The organism is Streptomyces sp. NPDC127108 (assembly GCF_042677545.1).
GTDB lineage: Bacteria > Actinomycetota > Actinomycetes > Streptomycetales > Streptomycetaceae > Streptomyces.
In genome coordinates, this window is the sequence record NZ_JBHXTE010000015.1 from 35,548 (window position 1) to 55,793 (window position 20,246).

Consider the following 20,246-nt stretch of genomic DNA (forward strand, 5'->3'; position numbering starts at 1 on the left):
GCGGCGCTTCGGTGCGCGCTGCGCCGTCGAGTGCCGTGATTCGTCGTGAAGGAGAGTGCGTTCGCATGACCAGTGATGCGCAGTCCGTCGAGGTCCCGTCCCGGGCCCGGATCATCGCCAAACACAGCGGCAAGGTCGTGTGCGTGGGCGAGGCGTCCACCGCCGACGGGGCCCACGTGATCCAGTTCACGCGGGGCACGAGCGGGAACGAGAAGTTCTCGTTGGAACCGGCGGGCGACGGCTACCACCACATCGTCGCCCGGCACAGCGGCAAGAACCTGGGCGTCGAGGACGTCTCGAAGAAGGAGGGGGCCGGCCTGATCCAGTGGAAGCGGGTCGGCACCGATAACGAGAAGTTCCGCTTCGAGCCCCAGCCCGACGGCACGTTCCGGATCCTCATCAAGCACAGCGGCCAGTACGTGGACGTGTCGAGCGGGTCCGACGGCAACGGCGCCCGCATCATCCAGTATCCCCGCAAGGACGTCGACAACCAGCTCTTCCGGATCGAGGCCGTCCCCGACGCCGACTGGTAGGCCCACAGCCTGGAGGGGACTGCCCGGACGAGTCCGGACAGTCCCCTCCAGTACGACGGCCCCTGGTAAGGGACGGCGCGGGTCGCTCAGCCCTCGCCCTCCAAGTCGCCCTCCGTCTCCAGGTACGCCTGGCGCAGGGCGTCGAGCACGGCCGGGTCGGGCTTGGCCCACATGCCGCGGGACTCGGCTTCCAGGAGACGCTCGGCGATGCCGTGCAGGGCCCACGGATTGGCCTGCTGGAGGAACTCGCGGTTGGTGGGGTCCAGGACGTACGTCTCGGTGAGCTTGTCGTACATCCAGTCGGCGACCACACCCGTCGTGGCGTCGTACCCGAAGAGGTAGTCGACCGTGGCGGCGAGTTCGAAGGCGCCCTTGTAGCCGTGGCGGCGCATCGCCTCGATCCACTTGGGGTTGACCACGCGGGCGCGGAAGACGCGTGAGGTCTCCTCGACCAGAGTGCGGGTGCGGACCGTCTCGGGACGGGTGGAGTCGCCGATGTACGCCTCCGGGGCGCTGCCCTTCAGCGCGCGGACCGTGGCGACCATGCCGCCGTGGTACTGGAAGTAGTCGTCCGAGTCGGCGATGTCGTGTTCGCGGGTGTCCGTGTTCTTCGCCGCGACCTCGATGCGCTTGTACGCCGTCTCCATCTCCGCACGCGCCGGGCGGCCGTCGAGCTCGCGGCCGTACGCGTACCCGCCCCACACCGTGTACACCTCGGCGAGGTCGGCGTCGGTGCGCCAGTCGCGGGAGTCGATGAGCTGGAGCAGGCCCGCGCCGTAGGTGCCGGGGCGGGAGCCGAAGATGCGGGTGGTGGCGCGGCGTTCGTCGCCGTGGACCGCCAGGTCGGCCCGGGTGTGGGCGCGCACGAAGTTCGCGTCGTCGGGCTCGTCGAGCGACGCCGCGAGGCGGACCGCGTCGTCCAGGAGGCCGATGGTGTGCGGGAAGGCGTCGCGGAAGAAGCCACTGATGCGCAGCGTGACGTCGATGCGCGGGCGCCCGAGTTCGTCCGCGGGGATCGCCTCCAGGCCCGTGACGCGGCGCGACGCGTCGTCCCACACCGGCCGGATGCCCAGCAGGGCGAGGGCTTCGGCGACGTCGTCACCGGCGGTGCGCATCGCGCTCGTACCCCACAGGGAAAGGCCGACCGAGGTCGGCCAGTCGCCGTTGTCGGTGCGGTAGCGCTCCAGGAGCGAGTCGGCGAGGGCCTGACCGGTCTCCCAGGCGAGGCGCGACGGCACCGCCTTGGGGTCGACGGAGTAGAAGTTGCGGCCGGTCGGCAGGACGTTGACCAGACCGCGCAGCGGGGAGCCCGAAGGCCCCGCGGGGACGAAGCCGCCCTCCAACGCGTGGACGGCGTGGTCCAGTTCGTCGGTGGTGGCGGCCAGGCGGGGCACGACCTCGCGGGCGGCGAAGTCGAGGATGTCGGCCACGGCCCGCGGGTGCCCGTGGGCCACCTTCGCCACGGCATCCAGGTCCCAGTCGGCGTCCTCCATCGCCTGGACCAGCGCGCGGGCCTGCTCCTCGACCGCGTCGGCGCTGGTGCGGGTGGCCGCCGACTCGTCCAGGCCCAGCGCCTCGCGCAGGCCGGGCAGGGAGGCCGTGCCGCCCCAGATCTGGCGGGCGCGCAGGATGGCGAGGACCAGGTTCACACGGTCGGCGCCGGACGGGGCGCCGCCGAGGACGTGCAGGCCGTCGCGGATCTGGGCGTCCTTGATCTCACAGAGCCAGCCGTCGAGATGCATGATGAACTCGTCGAAGCCCTCGTCCTCGGGACGGTCCTCGATCCCCAGGTCGTGGTCGAGCTTGGCCGCCTGGATCAGGGTCCAGATCTGGGCGCGGATCGCCGGGAGCTTCGCCGGGTCCATCGCGGCGATCTGGGCGTGCTCGTCGAGGAGTTGTTCGAGGCGCGCGATGTCGCCGTAGCTGTCGGCGCGGGCCATCGGCGGTACGAGATGGTCCACGAGGGTGGCGTGGACGCGGCGCTTGGCCTGTGTGCCCTCGCCCGGGTCGTTGACCAGGAACGGGTAGATCAGCGGCAGATCGCCGAGGGCCGCGTCGGGGCCACAGGCGGCGGAGAGCCCCGCGTTCTTGCCGGGCAGCCACTCCAGATTGCCGTGCTTGCCGAGGTGGATCATCGCGTCGGCGCCGAAGCCGTTGTCGTCGGCGGAGGCGGCGATCCAGCGGTACGCGGCCAAGTAGTGGTGCGAGGGCGGCAGATCGGGGTCGTGGTAGATCGCGATCGGGTTCTCGCCGAAGCCCCGCGGCGGCTGGATGAGGATGAGCAGGTTCCCGCGGCGCAGGGCGGCCAGGACGATGTCGCCCTCCGGGTTGCGGGAGCGATCGACGAACATCTCGCCGGGCGCGGCACCCCAGTGCTCCTCGACGGACGCGCGGAGCTCGGCGGGAAGCGTGGCGTACCAGCGGCGGTAGTCGGCCGCCGGGATCCGGACCGGGTTCCGGGCCAGCTGCTCCTCGGTGAGCCACTCCTGGTCGTGGCCGCCCGCCTCGATCAGGGCGCGGATCAGTTCGTCGCCGTCACCGGACACGAGGCCGGGCACCTCCTCGGTGCCGAAGTCGTAGCCCTCGCCCTGGAGTCGGCGCAGCAGCGCCACGGCGCTGGCGGGGGTGTCGAGGCCGACCGCGTTGCCGATCCGGGAGTGCTTCGTCGGATACGCGGACAGGACCAGCGCGATCCGCTTGTCGGCGGCCGGGATGTGGCGCAGCCGCGCGTGCCGTACGGCGACGCCCGCCACGCGCGCCGCGCGCTCGTCGTCGGCGACGTAGGCGGGAAGTCCGTCCTCGTCGATCTCCTTGAACGAGAACGGCACGGTGATCAGACGGCCGTCGAACTCGGGGACCGCGATCTGGCTGGCGGCGTCCAGCGGGGAGACGCCCTCGTCGTTGCCTTCCCAGTCGGTGCGCGAGCTGGTGAGGCAGAGGGCCTGGAGGATGGGTACGTCGAGGCCGCTGAGGGCTCCGGCGTCCCAGGACTCGTCGTCGCCGCCCGCCGAGGCCTCGGCGGGCCGCGTGCCGCCTGCCGCGAGGACCGTGGTCACGATGGCGTCGGCGGCGCCCAGCGCGTCGACGAGTTCGGGTTCGGGGGTGCGCAGCGAGGCGACGTACAGCGGCAGCGGGCGGGCGCCCGCGTCCTCGATCGCGCGGCACAGGGACTCGATGAACGCGGTGTTGCCGCTCATGTGGTGGGCGCGGTAGTAGAGCACCGCGACGGTCGGTCCCTCGACCTGACGGCCGGTACGCTCCAGCGGTCCCCAGGACGGTGCGGGAGCGGGCGGTTCGAAGCCGTGGCCGGTGAGCAGGACGGTGTCGGAGAGGAACCTGGCCAGTTGCTCCAGGTTGCCGGGGCCGCCGTGCGCCAGATAGGCGTGGGCCTCGGCGGCGATGCCGATGGGGACGGTCGACGCTGCCATCAGCTGGGCGTCGGGGGCCTGTTCGCCGGTGAGGACGACGACGGGGCGCCCGGTCGCGAGGACTTGGTCGAGGCCGTCCTGCCAGGCGCGCACACCGCCGAGGAGACGCACGACGACCAGGTCGGCGCCGTCGAGGAGTTGCGGAAGGTCCTGCAGCGGAAGCCGGGAGGGGTTCGCGTAGCGGTAGGCGACCGGCCCGCTTGCGGCACGGGCGCTGAGCAGGTCGGTGTCGGACGTCGACAGGAGCACGATCATGCGGCGTCGGGCCTTCCTCGGGGTGTCCACGCCCCGGGTGGTGTCGCAGTGGGTCTCCCCTGCTCGAACGAGGCCGAGGGTGCGGGGAAGGGAGTTCCTGACTCGCCCTGCCGGTACGACCGGGCTCACAGTGGCGGGACCGCGCCGGAATCACACCGGGCTTCCTCCCCTTGTCGCCGTCTTTGGCGACCACGGGCCGTACGGCCCGTCGGTAGGCATAGTAAGGGGCACCTGGCTGCCAGGGGCCTACGGACCTGTGGTGACGGGTCGCTATGCTCGCCGCCATGCTCCCATCGGCCATCCCGCCCCCAGTCCCGGGGGACGCGTCTGCCCGGGACCGCGGTGATGCCTGCCCCGGAACGCTGCGGCTGCACCGGGCGGACGACGGGGCACTGGCACGTGTCCGGGTACCCGGCGGTGTGCTCACCGTGGCGCAGGCGGACGCCCTCCAGGAGGCGGCCGGGCGGCTGGGGGACGGTGAGCTGCATCTCACTTCGCGCGGCAACGTCCAGCTCCGCGGCCTTGGTCCGGACTGCGGGGGCGAACTGGCCCGGCTCCTTGGCGATTCCGGGCTGTTGCCCTCGGCACGTCACGAGCGGGCCCGGAACATCGTGGCCTCCCCTCTGTCCGGGCTCGACGGCCGGGGGGAGAGGGACATCCGTGGCTGGCTGCTCGCCCTGGACCGACTGCTGTGCGACAGCGACGCGGCCGCCGGGCTGTCCGGCCGGTTCCTGTTCGCGCTCGACGACGGCCGCGGCGACGTGGACGCGCTCGGCGCCGACGTGACCCTGCTGGCACGCGGCGACGATCACGCGCTCCTGCGGATCGGTGCCGCAAAGGGCGCGGTTCTGATCCCTGGCGCGCAAGCGCCACAAGCCGCCCTGAGCGCCGCCGAGACCTTCCTGGAGGAGGCAGCCGACTCGGGCGCCTGGCGGGTGGCGGACCTGCCCGGCGACGCCGACTCCCTCCTCGGCACGGTCGTCGGACGCCTGCGGCAGGCCGGGCTCGACACCACCGTGACCGCGGGCCCGGCCCGCCCACAGGGCTCGGGCGCTCCCGCCCTCGGCGTGGTGTCCGGCCCGCCGGACGAGGCCGCGCTGTCCGTCGGGCTGCCCTTGGGACGCGTCAGCACGGCACAGTGGCAGACCCTGACGGCCACCGCTCGCCACCAGGGAAGCGGCGAGCTGCGGCTGACCCCGTGGCGCGGGGTCGTCGTCCCCGGAGTCGGGCAACGGCAGGCCGCGGACCTCCTGGACGCGCTGTGCGCCGTCGGCCTGATCGGCGGCCCCTACTCGCCCTGGACCGGCGTGGGAGCCTGTATCGGCCGGCCCGGCTGTGGGCGGTCGCTGGCCGATGTGCGGGCCGAGGCGACGGCCGCGTTGGGTGCCGTGGGGGCGCTGCCCGTGTACTGGTCCGGGTGCGAGCGCCGGTGCGGGCACCCCCGCGGTGAGTGGGTCGACGTGGTCGCCACTCCCGACGGGCACCGGATCTCCCTCACGCGGGACGGGGAACGCCACGGCCCGGTGGACGTCCCGGGTGGCTCCCGCGCACTGGCCGCCGCGGTGGCCACGGCCCGCCGCTGACACCGTATGAACGACATCGCGACACCTGACTGTTCCATGCCCTATCAAGAGAGCGAACGCACCGTGCACGAGTACGAGAAGGACGGACCGGCGATCTACCGCCAGTCCTTCGCCACGATCCGCGCGGAGGCGGACCTGGCGGACCTGCCCGCCGACGTGAGTCAGGTCGCGGTCCGGATGATCCACGCCTGCGGCATGGTCGACCTCGTACGCGACCTCGCTTTCACGCCGGACGTGGTGGCCCGTGCCCGCGAGGCACTGCGCGCGGGCGCACCCATCCTGTGCGACGTGGCCATGGTCGCCAGCGGCGTCACCCGCAAGCGGCTGCCCGCGGACAACGACGTGGTGTGCACGCTGTCCGACCCGACGGTGCCCGCCCTCGCGGCCGAGCTCGGCACCACCCGCAGCGCCGCCGCCCTCGAACTGTGGCGCGACCGGATGGAGGGTGCGGTCGTCGCCGTCGGCAACGCGCCCACCGCCCTGTTCCGCCTGCTCGAAATGATCGAGGAGGGCGCCCCGCGTCCCGCCGCCGTCATCGGCGTACCGGTCGGATTCGTCGGTGCCGCGGAGTCCAAGGACGCCCTGGCCGCGCACCCGTCCGGCCTGGAGCATCTGATCGTGCGGGGCCGCAGGGGCGGAAGCGCCATCGCGGCGGCCGCCCTCAACGCGATCGCCAGTGAGGAAGAGTGAGCGTGAGCGAGCACAAGACGGGTCGCCTGTACGGGGTCGGGCTCGGCCCCGGCGATCCGAGCCTGATGACCCTGCGCGCGGTGGAGATCATCGCCGAGGCCGACGTCGTCGCCTATCACAGCGCCCGGCACGGACGGTCCATCGCGCGGTCCATCGCGGCGAAGCACATCCGCGCCGACCACATCGAAGAGGCCCTGGTCTACCCCGTCACGACGGAGACCACGGACCACCCCGGCGGCTACCGGGGCGCCATGGAGGACTTCTACGCCGAGGCGGCCGCCCGCCTGGCCGCGCACCTCGACGCCGGCCGCACGGTCGCGGTACTGGCCGAGGGCGACCCGCTCTTCTACGGCTCGTACATGCACATGCACAAGCGCCTCGCCGATCGCTACCGCACCGAAGTGGTCCCCGGAGTCACCTCCGTCAGCGCCGCGGCCGCCCGGCTCGGCACCCCGCTCGCCGAGGGCGAGGAGGTGCTGACCATCCTGCCCGGCACCCTGCCTGAGGAGGAGCTGACCGCTCGCCTCGCCGCCACCGACGCCGCCGTGGTGATGAAGCTGGGCCGTACCTTCCCCTCGGTGCGCCGTGCCTTCGACGCGTCCGGACGGCTGCCCGAGGCCCACTACGTCGAGCGCGCCACCATGACCGGCGAGCGCGTCGACGAGCTGGCCGCGGTCGACGCCGGTTCCGTGCCGTACTTCGCGGTCGCGGTCCTGCCCAGCAGGATCGGCGCACCGCGGCCCGAACGCGCCCCGGACACCGGCGAGGTGGCCGTGGTCGGCACCGGACCCGCCGGGCCGCTGTGGCTCACGCCCGAGACGCGCGGGGTGCTGGCCGCCGCCGACGACCTGGTCGGCTACACCACCTACCTGGACCGGGTGCCGGTCCGCCCGGGGCAGGTGCGCCACGGCTCCGACAACAAGGTCGAGTCGGAGCGCGCCGAGTTCGCCCTGGACCTGGCCCGGCGCGGCCGACGCGTCGCCGTGGTCTCCGGCGGCGATCCGGGCGTCTTCGCCATGGCGACGGCCGTCCTGGAGGTGGCGTCGCAGGAGGAGTACGCGGACCTGCCGGTGCGGGTGCTGCCCGGGGTGACCGCGGCCAACGCGGCCGCCGCCCGCGCGGGCGCGCCGCTGGGCCACGACTACGCCGCGATATCGCTCTCGGACCGGCTCAAGCCGTGGGAGGTCATCGCGGAACGGCTGCGGGCGGCCGCCTCGGCGGACCTGGTGCTCGCGCTGTACAACCCCGGTTCCCGCAGCCGGACCTGGCAGGTCGGCAAGGCTCGCGAAGTGCTTCTGGAGCACCGCGCGCCGGACACTCCGGTGGTGTTGGCCCGTGATGTCGGCGGCCCGGCCGAGAGCGTACGCACCGTGCGGCTCATCGATCTCGATCCGGCCGAGGTCGACATGCGCACGATCCTGCTCGTCGGGTCCTCCCGGACCCGCTGGGAGCAGCGGGGCGACGGACGGCAGATCGTGTGGACGCCCCGCCACTACCGGCAGGACTGAGCCGGGGGCGGTCTTCGACTACCCCTGCCGGTCGACTACCCCTGCAGGTCGAAGCGTTCGCGCAGCCAGGTGACGGCCAGACCGGGGGTGGCGACCACCGCGACTCCCTCCGGAACCGGTGGTCGGCGCACCACGACGACCGGGATCCGCGCCTCGCGGGCGGCCGCGAGTTTGGGCGCGGTGGCGGCACCGCCGCTGTCCTTCGTGACGACGACGTCGATGCGGTGGCGGCGGATCAGCTCGCGCTCCCCGTCGAGGGTGAACGGGCCGCGGTCGAGCAGGACCCGCATCCGCACGGGGTGCGGGGACTCCGGGGCGTCCACCGAACGCGTCAGGAACCACAGGTCGTCGAGGCCCGCGAAGGCGGCGAGACCCATGCGTCCCGTGGTGAGGAAGACGCGCCGCCCCAGTCCGGGCAAGGCAAGGGCCGCTTCGGTCAGGGAGCCGACCGGGTGCCAGTCGTCGCCGTCGCCGGGCGCCCAGCCCGGTCGGCGCAGTGCCAGCAGGGGAACATGGGCGGCGGCGGCAGCGGCGGCCGCGTTGAAACTGATCGTCCCGGCGAAAGGATGGGTGGCGTCGATGAGCGCGTCCACCTGGTGCGTCCGCAGCCATGCCGCCAGCCCGTCGGCCCCGCCGAAGCCGCCGACGCGGATCTCACCCGGCGGCAGTCTCGGACTGGCCACGCGCCCCGCGAGCGAGCTGGTGACCCGGGCCCGCGCGGGCAGCTCCGCCACGAGCAGTTCGGCGAGGCGGCGGGCCTCCGTGGTTCCGCCCAGTACGAGCACGTGCATGAGGTCCATCCATGAGTGAGGCGAAGGGCGGGCGCAGCGCCCAACTCAAGCACACCGGTCTGCGGCCCGGCTGGACGACCGGTGCCTGCGCGACCGCGGCGGCCACGGCCGCCTACACGGCCCTGCTCAGCGGCGACTTCCCCGATCCGGTGACCATCGCCCTGCCCAAGGGACAGACACCGGCCTTCGCCCTGGCGGTCGAGGAACTGAACGGGGAACGGGCGACTGCGGGAGTGGTCAAGGACGCGGGCGACGACCCCGACGTCACGCACGGCGCGCTGGTGCGGGCCACGGTGCGGCGGCTGCCGCCGGGTTCGGGCGTGGTCTTCAGGGCGGGGCCCGGCGTGGGCACGGTCACCCTCCCCGGCCTGCCCCTGGACGTCGGCGAACCCGCGGTCAACCCGGTGCCGCGCCAGATGATCCGCGACCACGTCGCCCGGGTCGCCGCCGAGCACCGGGGCTCGGGAGACGTCGAGATCACCGTCTCCGTGGACCACGGCGAGGAGATCGCCCGCTCCACCTGGAACCCGCGCCTCGGCATCCTCGGCGGCCTGTCGATCCTGGGCACGACCGGCGTCGTGGTGCCCTACTCCTGCTCGGCGTGGATCGACTCGATCCGGCGCGGAGTGGACGTGGCGCGCGCCGCGGGGCACACCCACGTGGCAGGCTGCACCGGCTCGACGTCGGAGAAGACGGTGGTGGCCGAGTACGGGCTGCCGGAGATCGCCCTGCTCGACATGGGGGACTTCGCGGGCGCCGTCCTCAAGTACGTCCGCCGGCATCCGGTGGACCGGCTCACGGTCTGCGGCGGGTTCGCGAAGCTGTCGAAGCTCGCCGCCGGACACCTCGACCTGCACTCGGCCCGCTCCCAGGTCGACAAGCCCTTCCTCGCCGGTCTCGCCCGCCGGGGCGGCGCGGACGAAGCCCTGGCGGCCGAGGTGGCGAACGCCAACACGGGGCTTGCCGCACTCCAGTTGTGCCAGGCACGGGGTGTTCCGCTCGGGGACCTGGTGGCCGTGGCGGCCAGGGACGAGGCGCTGTCGGTCCTGCGGGGTGCGCCGGTCGCCGTGGATGTCATCTGCGTCGACCGGGCGGGCACCGTCGTCGGGCGCAGCAGCGTGCGCTGAACGATCCCGCCACCCCGCCGGACAGAGCCCGCCGCCCCACCGGACAGAGGCGGAAGCCTCCGGCGGGGCCGCTCCGCTAGCAGGCGTGACGCTCGCGTGCGGGCGAGTAGAGATGGCTGTCGCGGAACTGCTCGGCGCCCAGCGTGCGGCCCACCATGATGACGGCGGTACGGATCACGCCCGCCGCCTTCACCTGCTCCGCGATGCCGTCGAGGGGACCGCGCAGGATGAGCTCGTCCGGACGGGAGGCCAGCGCCACGACGGCCGTCGGGCAGTCGGCCCCGTAGTGCGGCAGGAGCTCCTCGACGACCCGGTCCACGTACTTGGCGGCCAGGTGGAGCACGATCAGGGCGCCGCTGCGCCCCAGCGTGGCCAGGTCCTCGCCCGCCGGCATCGCGGTGGCGCGGTTGGCGATCCGGGTGAGGATGACGGTCTGGCCGACGGTCGGCACGGTCAGCTCCCGCTTGAGCGACGCCGCGGCGGCCGCGAACGCGGGGACGCCCGGCACCACTTCGTAGGGCACACCGGCCTCGTCCAGGCGCCGCATCTGCTCGTTGACCGCGCTGAAGACGGAGGGGTCGCCCGAGTGCAGCCGGGCCACGTCGTGGCCTTCCCGGTGGGCGCCGACGAGTTCGGCGGTGATCTGGTCGATGTCGAGCTGAGCGGTGTCGACCAGCCGGGCGTCCGGAGGGCACTCGGCGAGCAGTTCACGGGGCACCAGGCTGCCCGCGTACAGGCACACCCCGCAGGCGGCGAGCGTCCGCGCGCCGCGCACCGTGATCAGGTCGGCCGCGCCGGGGCCCGCGCCGATGAAGTACACGGTCATCTGTTGTCTCCTGGGTGTTCTGCGGGGGCTTGTGCCGAGTGGTCTGTGGTGGCGGGCGTCGACGGCTTGCGTACGGACCACTGGGTGACGGGCATCGCCTGGCGCCAGCCGGTGAAGCCGCCGACGGGCACGGCGTGCGCCACGGCGAGCCGGACCAGGTCACCGCCGTGCCGACGGTAGTGCTCGGTGAGCAGCGCCTCTGATTCCAGGGTGACGGTGTTGGCGACCAGGCGGCCGCCGGCGGGCAGCGCCTCCCAGCAGGCGTCGAGCAGGCCGGGCGCGGTCAGCCCGCCGCCGATGAACACGGCGTCGGGAGCGGGCAGCTCGGCGAGGCAGTCGGGGGCCCGGCCGGTGATGACGCTCAGGGCGGGGACACCCAGGTGTTCGGCGTTCCGCTCGATGCGCCGCGCCCGCACCGGGTCGCGCTCCACGGTGACCGCACGGCAGGAGCGGTGGGTGCGCATCCACTCGATGGCCACGGACCCCGAGCCGCCGCCGATGTCCCACAGGAGCTCGCCGGGGGCGGGCGCGAGCACGCCGAGGGTGGCGGCCCGCACCTGGCGCTTGGTGAGCTGGCCGTCGTGCTCGTACGCCTCGTCGGGCAGACCGGGCACGGCGCCCAGACGCAGGGCGTCGGGTGCCCTGCGGCACTCGATCGCGATGACGTTCAGAGGGTCGCCCGGCGGGTGCGTCCACGTGTCCGCGATCCCTTCGGCGCACGCCTCGTCCTCGCCGCCGAGCTGCTCCAGGACGCGCATCGCACTCGGCCCGAAGCCGCGTTCCCGCAGCAGCGCGGCCACCGTGGCGGGTGTGGTGGCGTCCGCGCTGAGGACCAGCAGTCGGCGCCCGTGGTGCAGGGCCGCGGCCAGCCGGGACGCGGGCCGCCCGACCAGCGTGACGACGTCGGTGTCCTCCAGGGGCCAGCCGATGCGGGCGCAGGCGTAGGACACGGACGACGGGTGCGGCAGGATGCGCAGCCGGTCGCTGCCGAGGATTTCGGTGAGGGCCCGGCCGATGCCGTAGAACATCGGGTCGCCGCTGGCCAGTACGGCGATCCTGCTCCCCGCGTGCGCGGCGAGCAGCCCGGGAACCGCGGGCCGCAGCGGCGAGGGCCACGGCACGCGCCGTCCCGCGCACTCCGGCGGGAGCAGACCCAGCTGCCGCTCGCCGCCGATCAGCACCTGCGCGTCCACGAGCTCCGTGCGCGCCGCGTCCGGAAGTCCGGCCCACCCGTCGGCTCCGATCCCCACGACGCTCACTGCGGGTCCTGCGGGGCGTGCGACGGGTGTGGGGGTCACGGACGGTACCTCGGTGTTCGGGGGGCTGACGCAGCCGAACTCTACTGTCCGGCCTCCGACCGACTCCGGTCAGGTGGTCACCGCCGCACCCTTGTCGCACATGGGTGGCGATCGAAGTCCAGGAACGCCGCAGGCCCAGGTCGGCGACTGCCTGACCTGGGCCTGAGAGGTAGACCGTGTGGGACTCGAACCCACAACCAATGGATTAAAAGTCCACTGCTCTGCCAATTGAGCTAACGGTCCTCGCCGACAAGCTGTCGGCGCACCCATGAGCATAGCCCGCCCGGCCCCGGCTTCCGATCGGGTATCGCCCTTGAGGAGCGTCGAAGTGCGGGGCGAACGGAACGGGCCCGCCCCCGAGTGGGGGCGGGCCCGTTGCCGTGGTGCGGGTGGGCGCTCAGGCGTCAGCCGTTGCGCTTCCAGCGCGGCTTGTCGTCGCGGCGGCCGAAGGAGCCGGTGCCGGAGCCGGAGCCGCGGTTGTACGACGGGCGGTCGTGGCCGCCGGCGCGGTGGCCGCCGGCGGGGCGGTCGTCGCGGCGGTCGCGGTTGAACGGGCGGTCGCTGCCCCGGTGACCGGAGGGACGGTCGTCGCGGCGGAAGCCGCCACGCTCGTCACGGCGCTCGAAGGAACGGCCACCACGGTCGCCGCCACGGTCGTCACGACGGTCGCGGTTGAAGCCGCCACGGTCGTCGCGACGCTCGAAGGAACGGCCACCACGGTCGCCGCCACGGTCGTCACGACGGTCACGGTTGAAGCCACCACGGTCGTCACGGCGCTCGAAGGAACGGCCGCCGCGGTCATCGCGGTTGAAGCCGCCGCGGAAGCCGCCACGGTCGTCGCGGTTGAAGCCGCCGCGCTCGTCACGACGGTCACGGTTGAAGCCACCACGGTCGTCGCGACGCTCGAAGGAACGGCCACCACGGTCGTCACGACGGTCACGGTTGAAGCCACCACGGTCACCACCGCGGTCGTCGCGGCGGTCGAAGGAGCGGCGCTCCTTCTCGTAGTTGCCGCGCTCGTCACGGGCCGGACGGCGCTGCTCGTACGAGGGACGGTCCTCGCGGGCGGGACGCTCGTCGTCGCGCTCCGCGACCGGCTGCTCCGGCACCGACACCGCGGCGGACTCGCCCTCGGTCGCGGCGGCCTCGGCGACCGCGGCCGCGGGGTCCTCGCCGCGCTCGCGGGCGGCGCGGGCGGTGAGGCGGTCGGCCTCGTCGCGCAGCTCGGCGGCGCGGCGCTGGGCGCGCTCCAGGTCCTTGGTGAGGTCGCGGACCTCACGCTCGGCCTGGGTGGCCGCGTTGCCCGCGGACTCGGCCTGGACCTCGGTCATGGAGCGGGCGCCGGTGATCTCGGCGACCTCCGGGTCGAACGCGCCGCCGCCGTTGATGATGTGGCGCGAGGCGTCGACGCCCGCGTCCTCCATGAGGCGGAAGATCTGGCGGCGCTGGTGCGGCAGGGACAGGGACACGACCGTGCCGGAGCGGCCCGCGCGAGCGGTACGGCCGGAGCGGTGCAGGTAGTCCTTGTGGTCGCCGGCCGGGTCCACGTTCAGGACCAGGTCGATGCCGTCGACGTGGATGCCGCGGGCGGCTACGTCGGTCGCGACGAGCGCGTTGACGTAGCCGTCCTTGAAGTCGGCGAGGGTGCGGGTGCGCGCGCCCTGCGTCATGCCGCCGTGCAGCGCGTCGGCCTTCACACCGGCGTCGCGGAGCTGCTCGGCGATGCGGTCGGCGCCCAGCTGGGTGCGGACGAAGATGATGGTGCGGCCCTTGCGCGCGGCGATGGCGGCGGTGACCGGCGCCTTGTCGCGGGGCTTCACGATCAGGATGTGGTGCGTCATGGTCGTGACAGCGCCCTGGGCGGCGTCGACCTCATGCGTCACCGGGTTGTTCAGGTAGCGCTTGACCAGCGTGGAGATCTCGTTCTCCATCGTGGCCGAGAACAGCATGCGCTGGCCACCGACCGGAACCTGGTCGAGCAGCTCGGTGACCTCGGGCAGGAAGCCCAGGTCGGACATCTGGTCGGCCTCGTCGAGGACGGCGACCTCGACGTTCTCCAGGGAGCAGGCGCCGCGGTTGATGATGTCGCGCAGACGGCCCGGGGTGGCGACGAGGATGTCGACGCCGCGCTCCAGGGCGTAGATCTGGTTGCCCATGGACGTACCGCCGCAGACGACCTTCATCTTGAGGCCGAGGACGTCGCCGTAGGGCTGGAGGGCGTCGGCGACCTGCATCGCCAGCTCGCGGGTCGGGGTGAGGATGACCGCGCGGGGCTTCTTCTTCTCGGTGTGGCCGTCGGCGAGGCGCGCCAGGGTCGGCAGACCGAAGGAGAGGGTCTTGCCGGAGCCGGTGCGGCCACGGCCGAGGATGTCCTTGCCGGCCAGGGCGTCCGGGATGGTCGCGGCCTGGATCGGGAACGGGGTGTGCACGCCGTTGCGGGCGAGCTTGCGGACGACGCCGTCGGGCAAGCCGAGGTCACCGAAGGTGATCTCGGGCTCGGCGTCGGCGTCGGCCTCGACGGCCTCGGCGACGGCGTCGGTGGTGACCTCGGTGACGTCCGCGGCCTCGACGGTCTCGGCGGCCTCGGGGGCCTCGGCGACAGCCGCTACGGCGTCGCTCTCGACGGCCTCGACCGACTCGTTCTCGGGCAGGACGGCGTGGTCAGAACTGAAAATGGACATGCGAAATGCGAAACCTTCCGGAGTCTCGGCACGCGCCCGTCAACTCCGTGATTTCGCAATGGACCGCCTCTATGCGGTCAGCCACGGCAAGGGAGAGTACGCGCCACGCGGCGCTCTTCTGTGGCTTTTCCACCAAGAGGGCCGGGCAAATGGGATCAAACGATCTACCACCATACGCACCCACCACCCCAATTGGCAAACGCCCACCATATCGGGGCTTTCCCAAGGCCCCGACGACGGCTCCACACCCCCTACGCGGGCCCGGCCTCAGGCGAAGGCTCCCCGCGCCCCGCGGGCTCCCCCACCCCGCCGTGGGCGGACGACGACGGCTCCGGGGGCGTCGGCTCCTGCGTCGGCGTGGGCGTCGCGGACGTCGGGTCGGGGGCGGGGGTGCTCCGGGTCGGCCGGGGCCCCGGCCGCGTACGGGTCGGCGAGGGCTTGCCGCCGTCGCTGGTGGGTTCGACGGTCGAGCCGCCGCTGGCGCCCCCCTTCGAGGGCTCGTCGTCCGGCGCGGCGTCCTTCCCGCGCCCGGCGGCCGGGCTCTTGCCGTCCTTGCCGCCGCCCTCGTCGCCACCCTTGGCGTCCTTGCCGCCCTTGCCGTCCTTCTCGCCGCCCCGGCGGCCGTCCGCGCGCCCGTCGGCACGGGAGCCGCCGGGCGTGACGCTCCCCCCGTCGGGGGCGGCGGCCCCGCTCCGCTCACCGGCGGACCGTGCGGGGACGGGCGCGCCGCTCCCGTCGTCGCCGATGCTCATACAGCCCGCGGTGGCCGCGACGGCCACGACGGCCGCGGCCCACCGAACGGAAACGTACACATGGCGCACGGCCGAGCACCTCCGAAGGCGCTGGGGGAAGGAACGCCCTGCCCAACTCCCGCGCCCCGCAAGAGGACACGGAAAGCCCGCGCCCGCACCCGACCTGTGACCGAAGCCTCAGACCGCCCGCACCGGACCGACGCCCGAGCCCCCGGAGCACCCCCGAGAAGTCACCGCACCCCCGGAAGCCCAGCCGCACCCGTCAGCCGTACCCCAGGGCATGCAGCCGCTCGTCGTCGATCCCGAAGTGGTGCGCGACCTCATGCACCACGGTGATCTCGGTCTCGGCGACGACGTCCTCGCGCGACTCGCACATCCGCAGGGTGGGCCCCCGGTAGATGGTGATGCGGTCGGGCAGCACCCCGGCGTACCACTCCCCGCGATCGGTGAGCGGAGTTCCCTCGTACAGACCGAGCAGCTCGGGGTCGTCGCGGGGCGGTTCGTCCTCGACGAACACCGCGACGTTGTCCATGAGCCGCGTCAGCTCGGGAGGAATCCGGTCGAGCGCCTCGGCCACCAGTTCCTCGAACTCCTCGCGCGTCATCTCCAGCACACACCCATTGTCCGCCACACCCCGCACCCACCGCCGCCCCGGCGCGGGCATAGCCGCCACCGCGCATGGGCATACGGCCCCAATGGGGCGCGACTGGACGGTCGTTCTGCGGAACCTGCGCGGCCTGCGCGGGGCGACGACCGCTCTCGTCAGCCGCTACCGCGCGGCACACCCACCCCCCACCACGAACCTCACCAGCACCCCGCACCCGTTCGGCCGTGCGGTGGGCCTGGTGGCGGTGGTGCTCCTGGGGGCCTGGCTGGGGCTGCTGATCGTCGGCAGCGTACGGACGTCCGTGGGGCCCATGGACACGCGCATGCAGCTGCGCCCGTCCCTGACCGGCGGCACGAAGATCGACGTGTCGCCGCTCGGCGCCCTCGAACTGCGCTCGCACGTGGCGCCGATCCGCCTGGACGTCGAGGTGGACCGCCTGGACCCGGTGCGCTCGGAGGCCCTCGTGGACCATCCGGAGCGGATCTCGGGGATGCAGGAGGAGGTGGCGGAGGACGTCGTGACGGGCACGCTGAACCTGGCGGTGCGCTCCTGCGCGGCCGTGGTCGCGGGCGCCACGGCGCTCGGCCTCGCGGTGTACCGCAGACCGCGCAGGGCGCTCGCGGCGGGCGGCCTCGCACTCGCGCTCCTGGCGGCCTCCGGCGCGGCGGCGTACGCGACCTGGAACCCCAAGTCGGTCCTGGAGCCGAAGTTCTCGGGCCTCCTGAGCAGTGCCCCCTCGGTCGTCGGCAACGCCCGCAACATCGTCAGCGAATTCGACGTCTACCAGCGGGAGTTGGCGCGCCTGGTCACCAACGTGACGAAGCTGTACGACGTGACGTCCACCCTCCCCGCGTACGAACCGGACCCGTCCACGATCCGCCTCCTGCACGTGTCGGACATCCACCTCAACCCGGCCAGCTGGAAGATCATCTCCTCGCTCGTCGAGCAGTACGAGATCGACGTCATCGTCGACTCCGGCGACACCATGGACCACGGCACCGCCGCCGAGAACGCCTTCCTCGACCCGATCGAGGACCTGGGCGCGCCCTACGTGTGGGTGCGCGGCAACCACGACTCGTTCGCGACGCAGCGCTACATGAAGAAGCTCAAGAACACCCACGTGCTCGACGGCGGCAAACCGGCCGACGTCGCGGGCCTGCGCTTCGCGGGCATCGGGGACCCCCAGTTCACTCCGGACCGCTCCGTGAAACAGGAGGGCAACCCGGTGGAGGAGATGGCGGGCATCAACCTCGCCACCTCGCTCCGCGAGCAGGCCGCCAAGGGCACGCCGGTCGACATCGCCGTCACGCACAACCCGACGGCGGCGCGGAGGACGGACGGCACGGTGCCGCTGGTCCTCGCCGGGCATGTGCACCACCAGGAGATGGAGGTCATGGAGGACGGCACGCGGCTGCGCGTCGAGGGGTCGACGGGCGGCAGCGGGCTGCGCGCGGTCGAAGGGGACCACCCCGACCCGGTGGAGACATCCGTCCTCTACCTGGACCGCGCCACCAAACGCCTCCAGGCCTGGGACGAGATCAAACTGGGCGGGCTCGGCCTCACGAAGGCCGAGGTCAGCCGCCATCTGCCCAAGGAGAACCAGCCCGGGGCCGACCCCTCGACGCCGCCCCCGGTGCCACCCTCGTAAACCGTTTTGGCGATCCCTCCCCCCATCCCATATGCTTCTCACGTCCCCGACGCGCTGCAAAGCGCCCACGGCGGGCCTCTTAGCCCTCATCGTCTAGTGGCCCAGGACGCCGCCCTTTCAAGGCGGTAGCACGGGTTCGAATCCCGTTGGGGGCACGCAACACCTGTGCGAGACTTGTGCTCGCACAACGCTTGGTCCTGTGGAGCAGTTTGGAGTGCTCGCCACCCTGTCAAGGTGGAGGCCGCGGGTTCAAATCCCGTCAGGACCGCTTGCAGATCACCTCGGTGAGCTGCGTGGCTGGGTAGCTCAGTTGGTACGAGCGATCGCCTGAAAAGCGATAGGTCGCCGGTTCGATCCCGGCCCCAGCCACCTCCAGAAGGCCCCGTCCCCGGACGGGGCCTTCGCCGTTTCCCCCTCCCCCGCACATCACACGGACCGTCGTCCCCGGGGCCGTGCCCCTACTCCCCCCAACATCAAGGGCGCCGTCGGCCGGGGCTGTGCCCACCCGTTCCGCCCTCTGGGCGGCCCAGCTGCCCACAGCGGGGGGGGCGGCAGCTGGAAGTGACAGCACCCCCACCGGACCGTTCGCCGCCATCCGAACCGGAGGGGACGTGCCGGTATGTCCGCGCGCAGCTCGGACGACCACGACGGACGTACACACAACGCGTACCAGGCCACACACGCGAGCACGGACATACCGGCGCGGCCCCGCCCCACGACCGGAGCGGAGGCGAGGGACCGCAACCCCCACAGACCCCGGCTAGCCCGACGCGGCGGACCGGCGGCGCCGCAGCAGGACCACACCGCCCACCACCACGACGACCCCCACCAACATCACCCAGTCCGGCACAGCGTCCCCGAGCCGCCCCGCCCACTCCTGCACGGCGAACGAGTCGTCCACATCCAGCAACCCGGGCAACGCCGCAGCCCCGTCGTACGCCAGGAACAACGCCCCGAGCAGCACGAAGAACAGCCCGGACAGCACGGACGTCGTATGCAGCTCGAAGCGCCCCACCCGGAACACCCGCCCCCGCAGCCACCGCCGCCGCCCCAACTCGAACCGCTCCCACAGCACAGCGAGAACGAACAGCGGCACAGCCATCCCCAGGGCGTACACGGCAAGGAGAGCGCCCCCGTACACGGGGCTCCCACTCACGGCCGCCACGGTCAGCACACTCCCGAGGATCGGCCCCGCACAGAACCCGGCAAGCCCGTACACAGCCCCCAGCGCGTACACCGACACAGCCGTCGTGGGCCGGATCCGCCCGGACAGCTCGGCCATGCGCCGCGAGGCGAACCCGAGGCCCACCACCTGCGCGACACCGAGCGCGATGATCAGCCACCCGGCCCAGAACACCAACTGCTCCCGGTGCCCGAAGAAGAACCGCCCGGCCACGGACCCGGCGGCGCCGAGCGGCACCAACGTCGTGGCGAGCCCGGCGTAGAAGATCCCGGTACGGGCGAGGAGCCGCGAGGTGGAGTCGATCGAGTAGGCGAAGAAGGCGGGCAGCAACAAGGCGCTGCACGGACTGACCAGGGCCAGCAACCCCGCCAGGAAGGCGGCGAAGTACCCGACGTCGGCGCTCACTTCTTCCTGCCCTCGGCCGCCCCGGCCTTCGCAGCCTCGGCCTTCGCCGCGTCGATGGCCTGCTCGAACACGGCATCCGGCTGCGCCCCGGCGATCGGCTGCCCGTTGACGATGAACGACGGTGTGGAGGTGGCACCGAGCTTGTACCCCTCCTCCTGGTCCTTCTTCACGGCGGCCCGAGCCGCGTCGCTCCCGGCGTCCCGGGCGAACCGCTCGACGTCCCCGACCCCGGCCTCCCGGGCCAGCTCCTTCAGCCGCCCGTCCCCGAAGCCCTTCTCCTTGGCCCCGTCCGCGTACGCGGCCTCGTGGAACTCCCAGAACCTGCCCTGCCTGCCGGCCGCCCAGGCCCCGCGAGCGGCCCGCTCGGAGTCCTCGCCGAAGATCGGGAAGTTCCGCCACTCGATGCGCAGGGTGCCGTCCTCGACGTACTTCTTGACCAGGTCGGGCTCGGTGTCCCGGGCGAACTTCCCGCAGAAGCCGCACTTGAAGTCGGCGTACTCGATCATGACGACGGGCGCGTCGGCCTTGCCCTGGGCCAGCGGGTCCTTGGCGTCGCGCCGGGCGAGGGCGGCCAGCTCGGGGTAGACGCCCTCGCGAGGAGCGGCGGCGGAGTCGCCGGAGCCGGAGGACTTCTCGGCGGTGGCGGTGGACGACTTCCCGGGCTTGGAGGCGGTGTAGGAGGCGACACCGAGGATCGCGGCGACGGCGACCACACCGGCGACGACGGCGATGTTCTTCTTCTTGCGGGCGGCGGCCTTCTCGCGTGCGGCCTGCTGCGCGCGGGCGGCCGCCTTGCTGGTGGACGCGGAGGACTTGCCCGTGGACGCGGAGGACTTGCCGGTGGATGACGACGATGACGACATGGTGATGCACTTCTCCTGATGCGCGTGATGCGTACGTGTACGTGTGCGTAGCTGAGGGACCCCTGGGA

General features: G+C 72.8%; 15 protein-coding genes, 4 tRNA genes and 1 riboswitch. Of the genes, 9 read left to right on the forward strand and 10 right to left on the reverse strand.

Going from position 1 to position 20,246, the window contains the following annotated elements; genetic code table 11:
• Positions 1-65 precede the first annotated feature (65 nt).
• Positions 66-533: an RICIN domain-containing protein gene (locus ACFVHO_RS14690; protein ID WP_385713531.1), complete on the forward strand. Its 468-nt coding sequence runs from the start codon at positions 66-68 to the stop codon at positions 531-533.
• 86 nt (positions 534-619) lie between these two features.
• Here ACFVHO_RS14690 and cobN read toward each other — a convergent pair whose 3' ends face one another.
• Complete coding sequence (gene cobN / locus ACFVHO_RS14695; protein WP_385713676.1) at positions 620-4,216, reverse strand: cobaltochelatase subunit CobN; 3,597 nt, start codon at positions 4,214-4,216, stop codon at positions 620-622.
• A 67-nt stretch (positions 4,217-4,283) separates the two neighbouring features.
• Positions 4,284-4,425, reverse strand: a riboswitch (cobalamin riboswitch).
• 63 nt (positions 4,426-4,488) lie between these two features.
• Between cobN and ACFVHO_RS14700 the strand changes: the two genes are divergently transcribed.
• From ACFVHO_RS14700 to ACFVHO_RS14710, 3 genes are all read left to right on the forward strand, one after another.
• Positions 4,489-5,799, forward strand: a complete 1,311-nt coding sequence (locus ACFVHO_RS14700) for a precorrin-3B synthase (RefSeq protein ID WP_385713532.1) — start codon at positions 4,489-4,491, stop codon at positions 5,797-5,799.
• A gap of 63 nt (positions 5,800-5,862) precedes the next feature.
• Positions 5,863-6,489, forward strand: coding sequence for a precorrin-8X methylmutase (locus tag ACFVHO_RS14705; protein ID WP_385713677.1), 627 nt, complete (start codon positions 5,863-5,865; stop codon positions 6,487-6,489).
• Positions 6,486-7,997, forward strand: coding sequence for a precorrin-2 C(20)-methyltransferase (locus ACFVHO_RS14710; protein ID WP_385713534.1), 1,512 nt, complete (start codon positions 6,486-6,488; stop codon positions 7,995-7,997). The genes ACFVHO_RS14705 and ACFVHO_RS14710 overlap by 4 nt, the downstream gene beginning before the upstream one ends.
• A 35-nt stretch (positions 7,998-8,032) precedes the next feature.
• On the opposite strand, the gene ACFVHO_RS14715 is transcribed toward ACFVHO_RS14710, so the two are convergent.
• Entirely contained in the window at positions 8,033-8,788 is a 756-nt protein-coding gene (locus ACFVHO_RS14715; protein ID WP_385713535.1) for a cobalt-precorrin-6A reductase, read from the reverse strand.
• A gap of 11 nt (positions 8,789-8,799) precedes the next feature.
• Here ACFVHO_RS14715 and ACFVHO_RS14720 point away from each other — a divergent pair, with 11 nt between their 5' ends.
• Positions 8,800-9,915 carry a cobalt-precorrin-5B (C(1))-methyltransferase gene (locus ACFVHO_RS14720; protein ID WP_385713537.1) on the forward strand — a complete coding sequence of 372 codons (1,116 nt, stop codon included), beginning with the start codon at positions 8,800-8,802 and terminating at the stop codon, positions 9,913-9,915.
• A gap of 76 nt (positions 9,916-9,991) precedes the next feature.
• Here the strand turns inward: ACFVHO_RS14720 and cobM are convergent, their stop codons facing one another.
• The 6 genes from cobM to ACFVHO_RS14750 all read right to left on the reverse strand — a co-directional run bounded on the left by cobM (position 9,992) and on the right by ACFVHO_RS14750 (position 16,085).
• Positions 9,992-10,741: a precorrin-4 C(11)-methyltransferase gene (cobM, locus tag ACFVHO_RS14725; protein ID WP_385713538.1), complete on the reverse strand. Its 750-nt coding sequence runs from the start codon at positions 10,739-10,741 to the stop codon at positions 9,992-9,994.
• Positions 10,738-12,039 carry a precorrin-6y C5,15-methyltransferase (decarboxylating) subunit CbiE gene (gene cbiE, locus ACFVHO_RS14730; RefSeq protein WP_385713540.1) on the reverse strand — a complete coding sequence of 434 codons (1,302 nt, stop codon included), beginning with the start codon at positions 12,037-12,039 and terminating at the stop codon, positions 10,738-10,740. Before cbiE ends, cobM begins: the two co-directional genes overlap by 4 nt.
• A gap of 170 nt (positions 12,040-12,209) precedes the next feature.
• A tRNA-Lys gene (locus tag ACFVHO_RS14735) sits at positions 12,210-12,282 on the reverse strand.
• A gap of 161 nt (positions 12,283-12,443) precedes the next feature.
• Positions 12,444-14,720 (reverse strand): DEAD/DEAH box helicase, encoded by a 2,277-nt coding sequence (locus tag ACFVHO_RS14740; RefSeq protein WP_385713542.1) that lies wholly within the window; start codon positions 14,718-14,720, stop codon positions 12,444-12,446.
• Positions 14,721-14,971: 251 nt separating this feature from the next.
• Positions 14,972-15,541 (reverse strand): hypothetical protein, encoded by a 570-nt coding sequence (locus ACFVHO_RS14745; RefSeq protein ID WP_385713544.1) that lies wholly within the window; start codon positions 15,539-15,541, stop codon positions 14,972-14,974.
• A 193-nt stretch (positions 15,542-15,734) separates the two neighbouring features.
• The gene (locus tag ACFVHO_RS14750; protein WP_016643405.1) at positions 15,735-16,085 is read right to left on the reverse strand and encodes a metallopeptidase family protein; all 351 of its coding nucleotides are present in this window, start codon (positions 16,083-16,085) and stop codon (positions 15,735-15,737) included.
• Between the two features lie 82 nt (positions 16,086-16,167).
• Between ACFVHO_RS14750 and ACFVHO_RS14755 the strand changes: the two genes are divergently transcribed.
• The 4 genes from ACFVHO_RS14755 to ACFVHO_RS14770 all read left to right on the forward strand — a co-directional run bounded on the left by ACFVHO_RS14755 (position 16,168) and on the right by ACFVHO_RS14770 (position 18,096).
• Positions 16,168-17,727, forward strand: a complete 1,560-nt coding sequence (locus ACFVHO_RS14755; protein ID WP_385713546.1) for a metallophosphoesterase — start codon at positions 16,168-16,170, stop codon at positions 17,725-17,727.
• An 82-nt stretch (positions 17,728-17,809) separates the two neighbouring features.
• Positions 17,810-17,882 (forward strand) — tRNA-Glu (locus ACFVHO_RS14760).
• A 38-nt stretch (positions 17,883-17,920) separates the two neighbouring features.
• Positions 17,921-17,995, forward strand: a tRNA-Asp gene (locus tag ACFVHO_RS14765).
• 27 nt (positions 17,996-18,022) lie between these two features.
• Positions 18,023-18,096 (forward strand) — tRNA-Phe (locus tag ACFVHO_RS14770).
• A 391-nt stretch (positions 18,097-18,487) separates the two neighbouring features.
• Here ACFVHO_RS14770 and ACFVHO_RS14775 read toward each other — a convergent pair.
• Together ACFVHO_RS14775 and ACFVHO_RS14780 are read right to left on the reverse strand one after the other, a co-directional pair.
• Complete coding sequence (locus tag ACFVHO_RS14775; RefSeq protein WP_385713548.1) at positions 18,488-19,315, reverse strand: cytochrome c biogenesis CcdA family protein; 828 nt, start codon at positions 19,313-19,315, stop codon at positions 18,488-18,490.
• Positions 19,312-20,178 (reverse strand): DsbA family protein, encoded by an 867-nt coding sequence (locus tag ACFVHO_RS14780; protein WP_385713549.1) that lies wholly within the window; start codon positions 20,176-20,178, stop codon positions 19,312-19,314. Before ACFVHO_RS14780 ends, ACFVHO_RS14775 begins: the two co-directional genes overlap by 4 nt.
• Between the last annotated feature and the right edge of the window lie 68 nt (positions 20,179-20,246).

What these genes read in the sequence shown, in the direction of transcription:
- ACFVHO_RS14690 (WP_385713531.1), top strand. Translation starts at nt 66, where the DNA reads ATGACCAGTGATGCGCAGTCCGTCGAGGTCCCGTCCCGGGCCCGGATC.
- cobN (WP_385713676.1), bottom strand. Translation starts at nt 4,216, where the DNA reads ATGATCGTGCTCCTGTCGACGTCCGACACCGACCTGCTCAGCGCCCGT.
- ACFVHO_RS14700 (WP_385713532.1), top strand. Translation starts at nt 4,489, where the DNA reads ATGCTCGCCGCCATGCTCCCATCGGCCATCCCGCCCCCAGTCCCGGGG.
- ACFVHO_RS14715 (WP_385713535.1), bottom strand. Translation starts at nt 8,788, where the DNA reads ATGCACGTGCTCGTACTGGGCGGAACCACGGAGGCCCGCCGCCTCGCC.
- ACFVHO_RS14720 (WP_385713537.1), top strand. Translation starts at nt 8,800, where the DNA reads ATGAGTGAGGCGAAGGGCGGGCGCAGCGCCCAACTCAAGCACACCGGT.
- cobM (WP_385713538.1), bottom strand. Translation starts at nt 10,741, where the DNA reads ATGACCGTGTACTTCATCGGCGCGGGCCCCGGCGCGGCCGACCTGATC.
- ACFVHO_RS14740 (WP_385713542.1), bottom strand. Translation starts at nt 14,720, where the DNA reads ATGTCCATTTTCAGTTCTGACCACGCCGTCCTGCCCGAGAACGAGTCG.
- ACFVHO_RS14755 (WP_385713546.1), top strand. Translation starts at nt 16,168, where the DNA reads ATGGGGCGCGACTGGACGGTCGTTCTGCGGAACCTGCGCGGCCTGCGC.
- ACFVHO_RS14780 (WP_385713549.1), bottom strand. Translation starts at nt 20,178, where the DNA reads ATGTCGTCATCGTCGTCATCCACCGGCAAGTCCTCCGCGTCCACGGGC.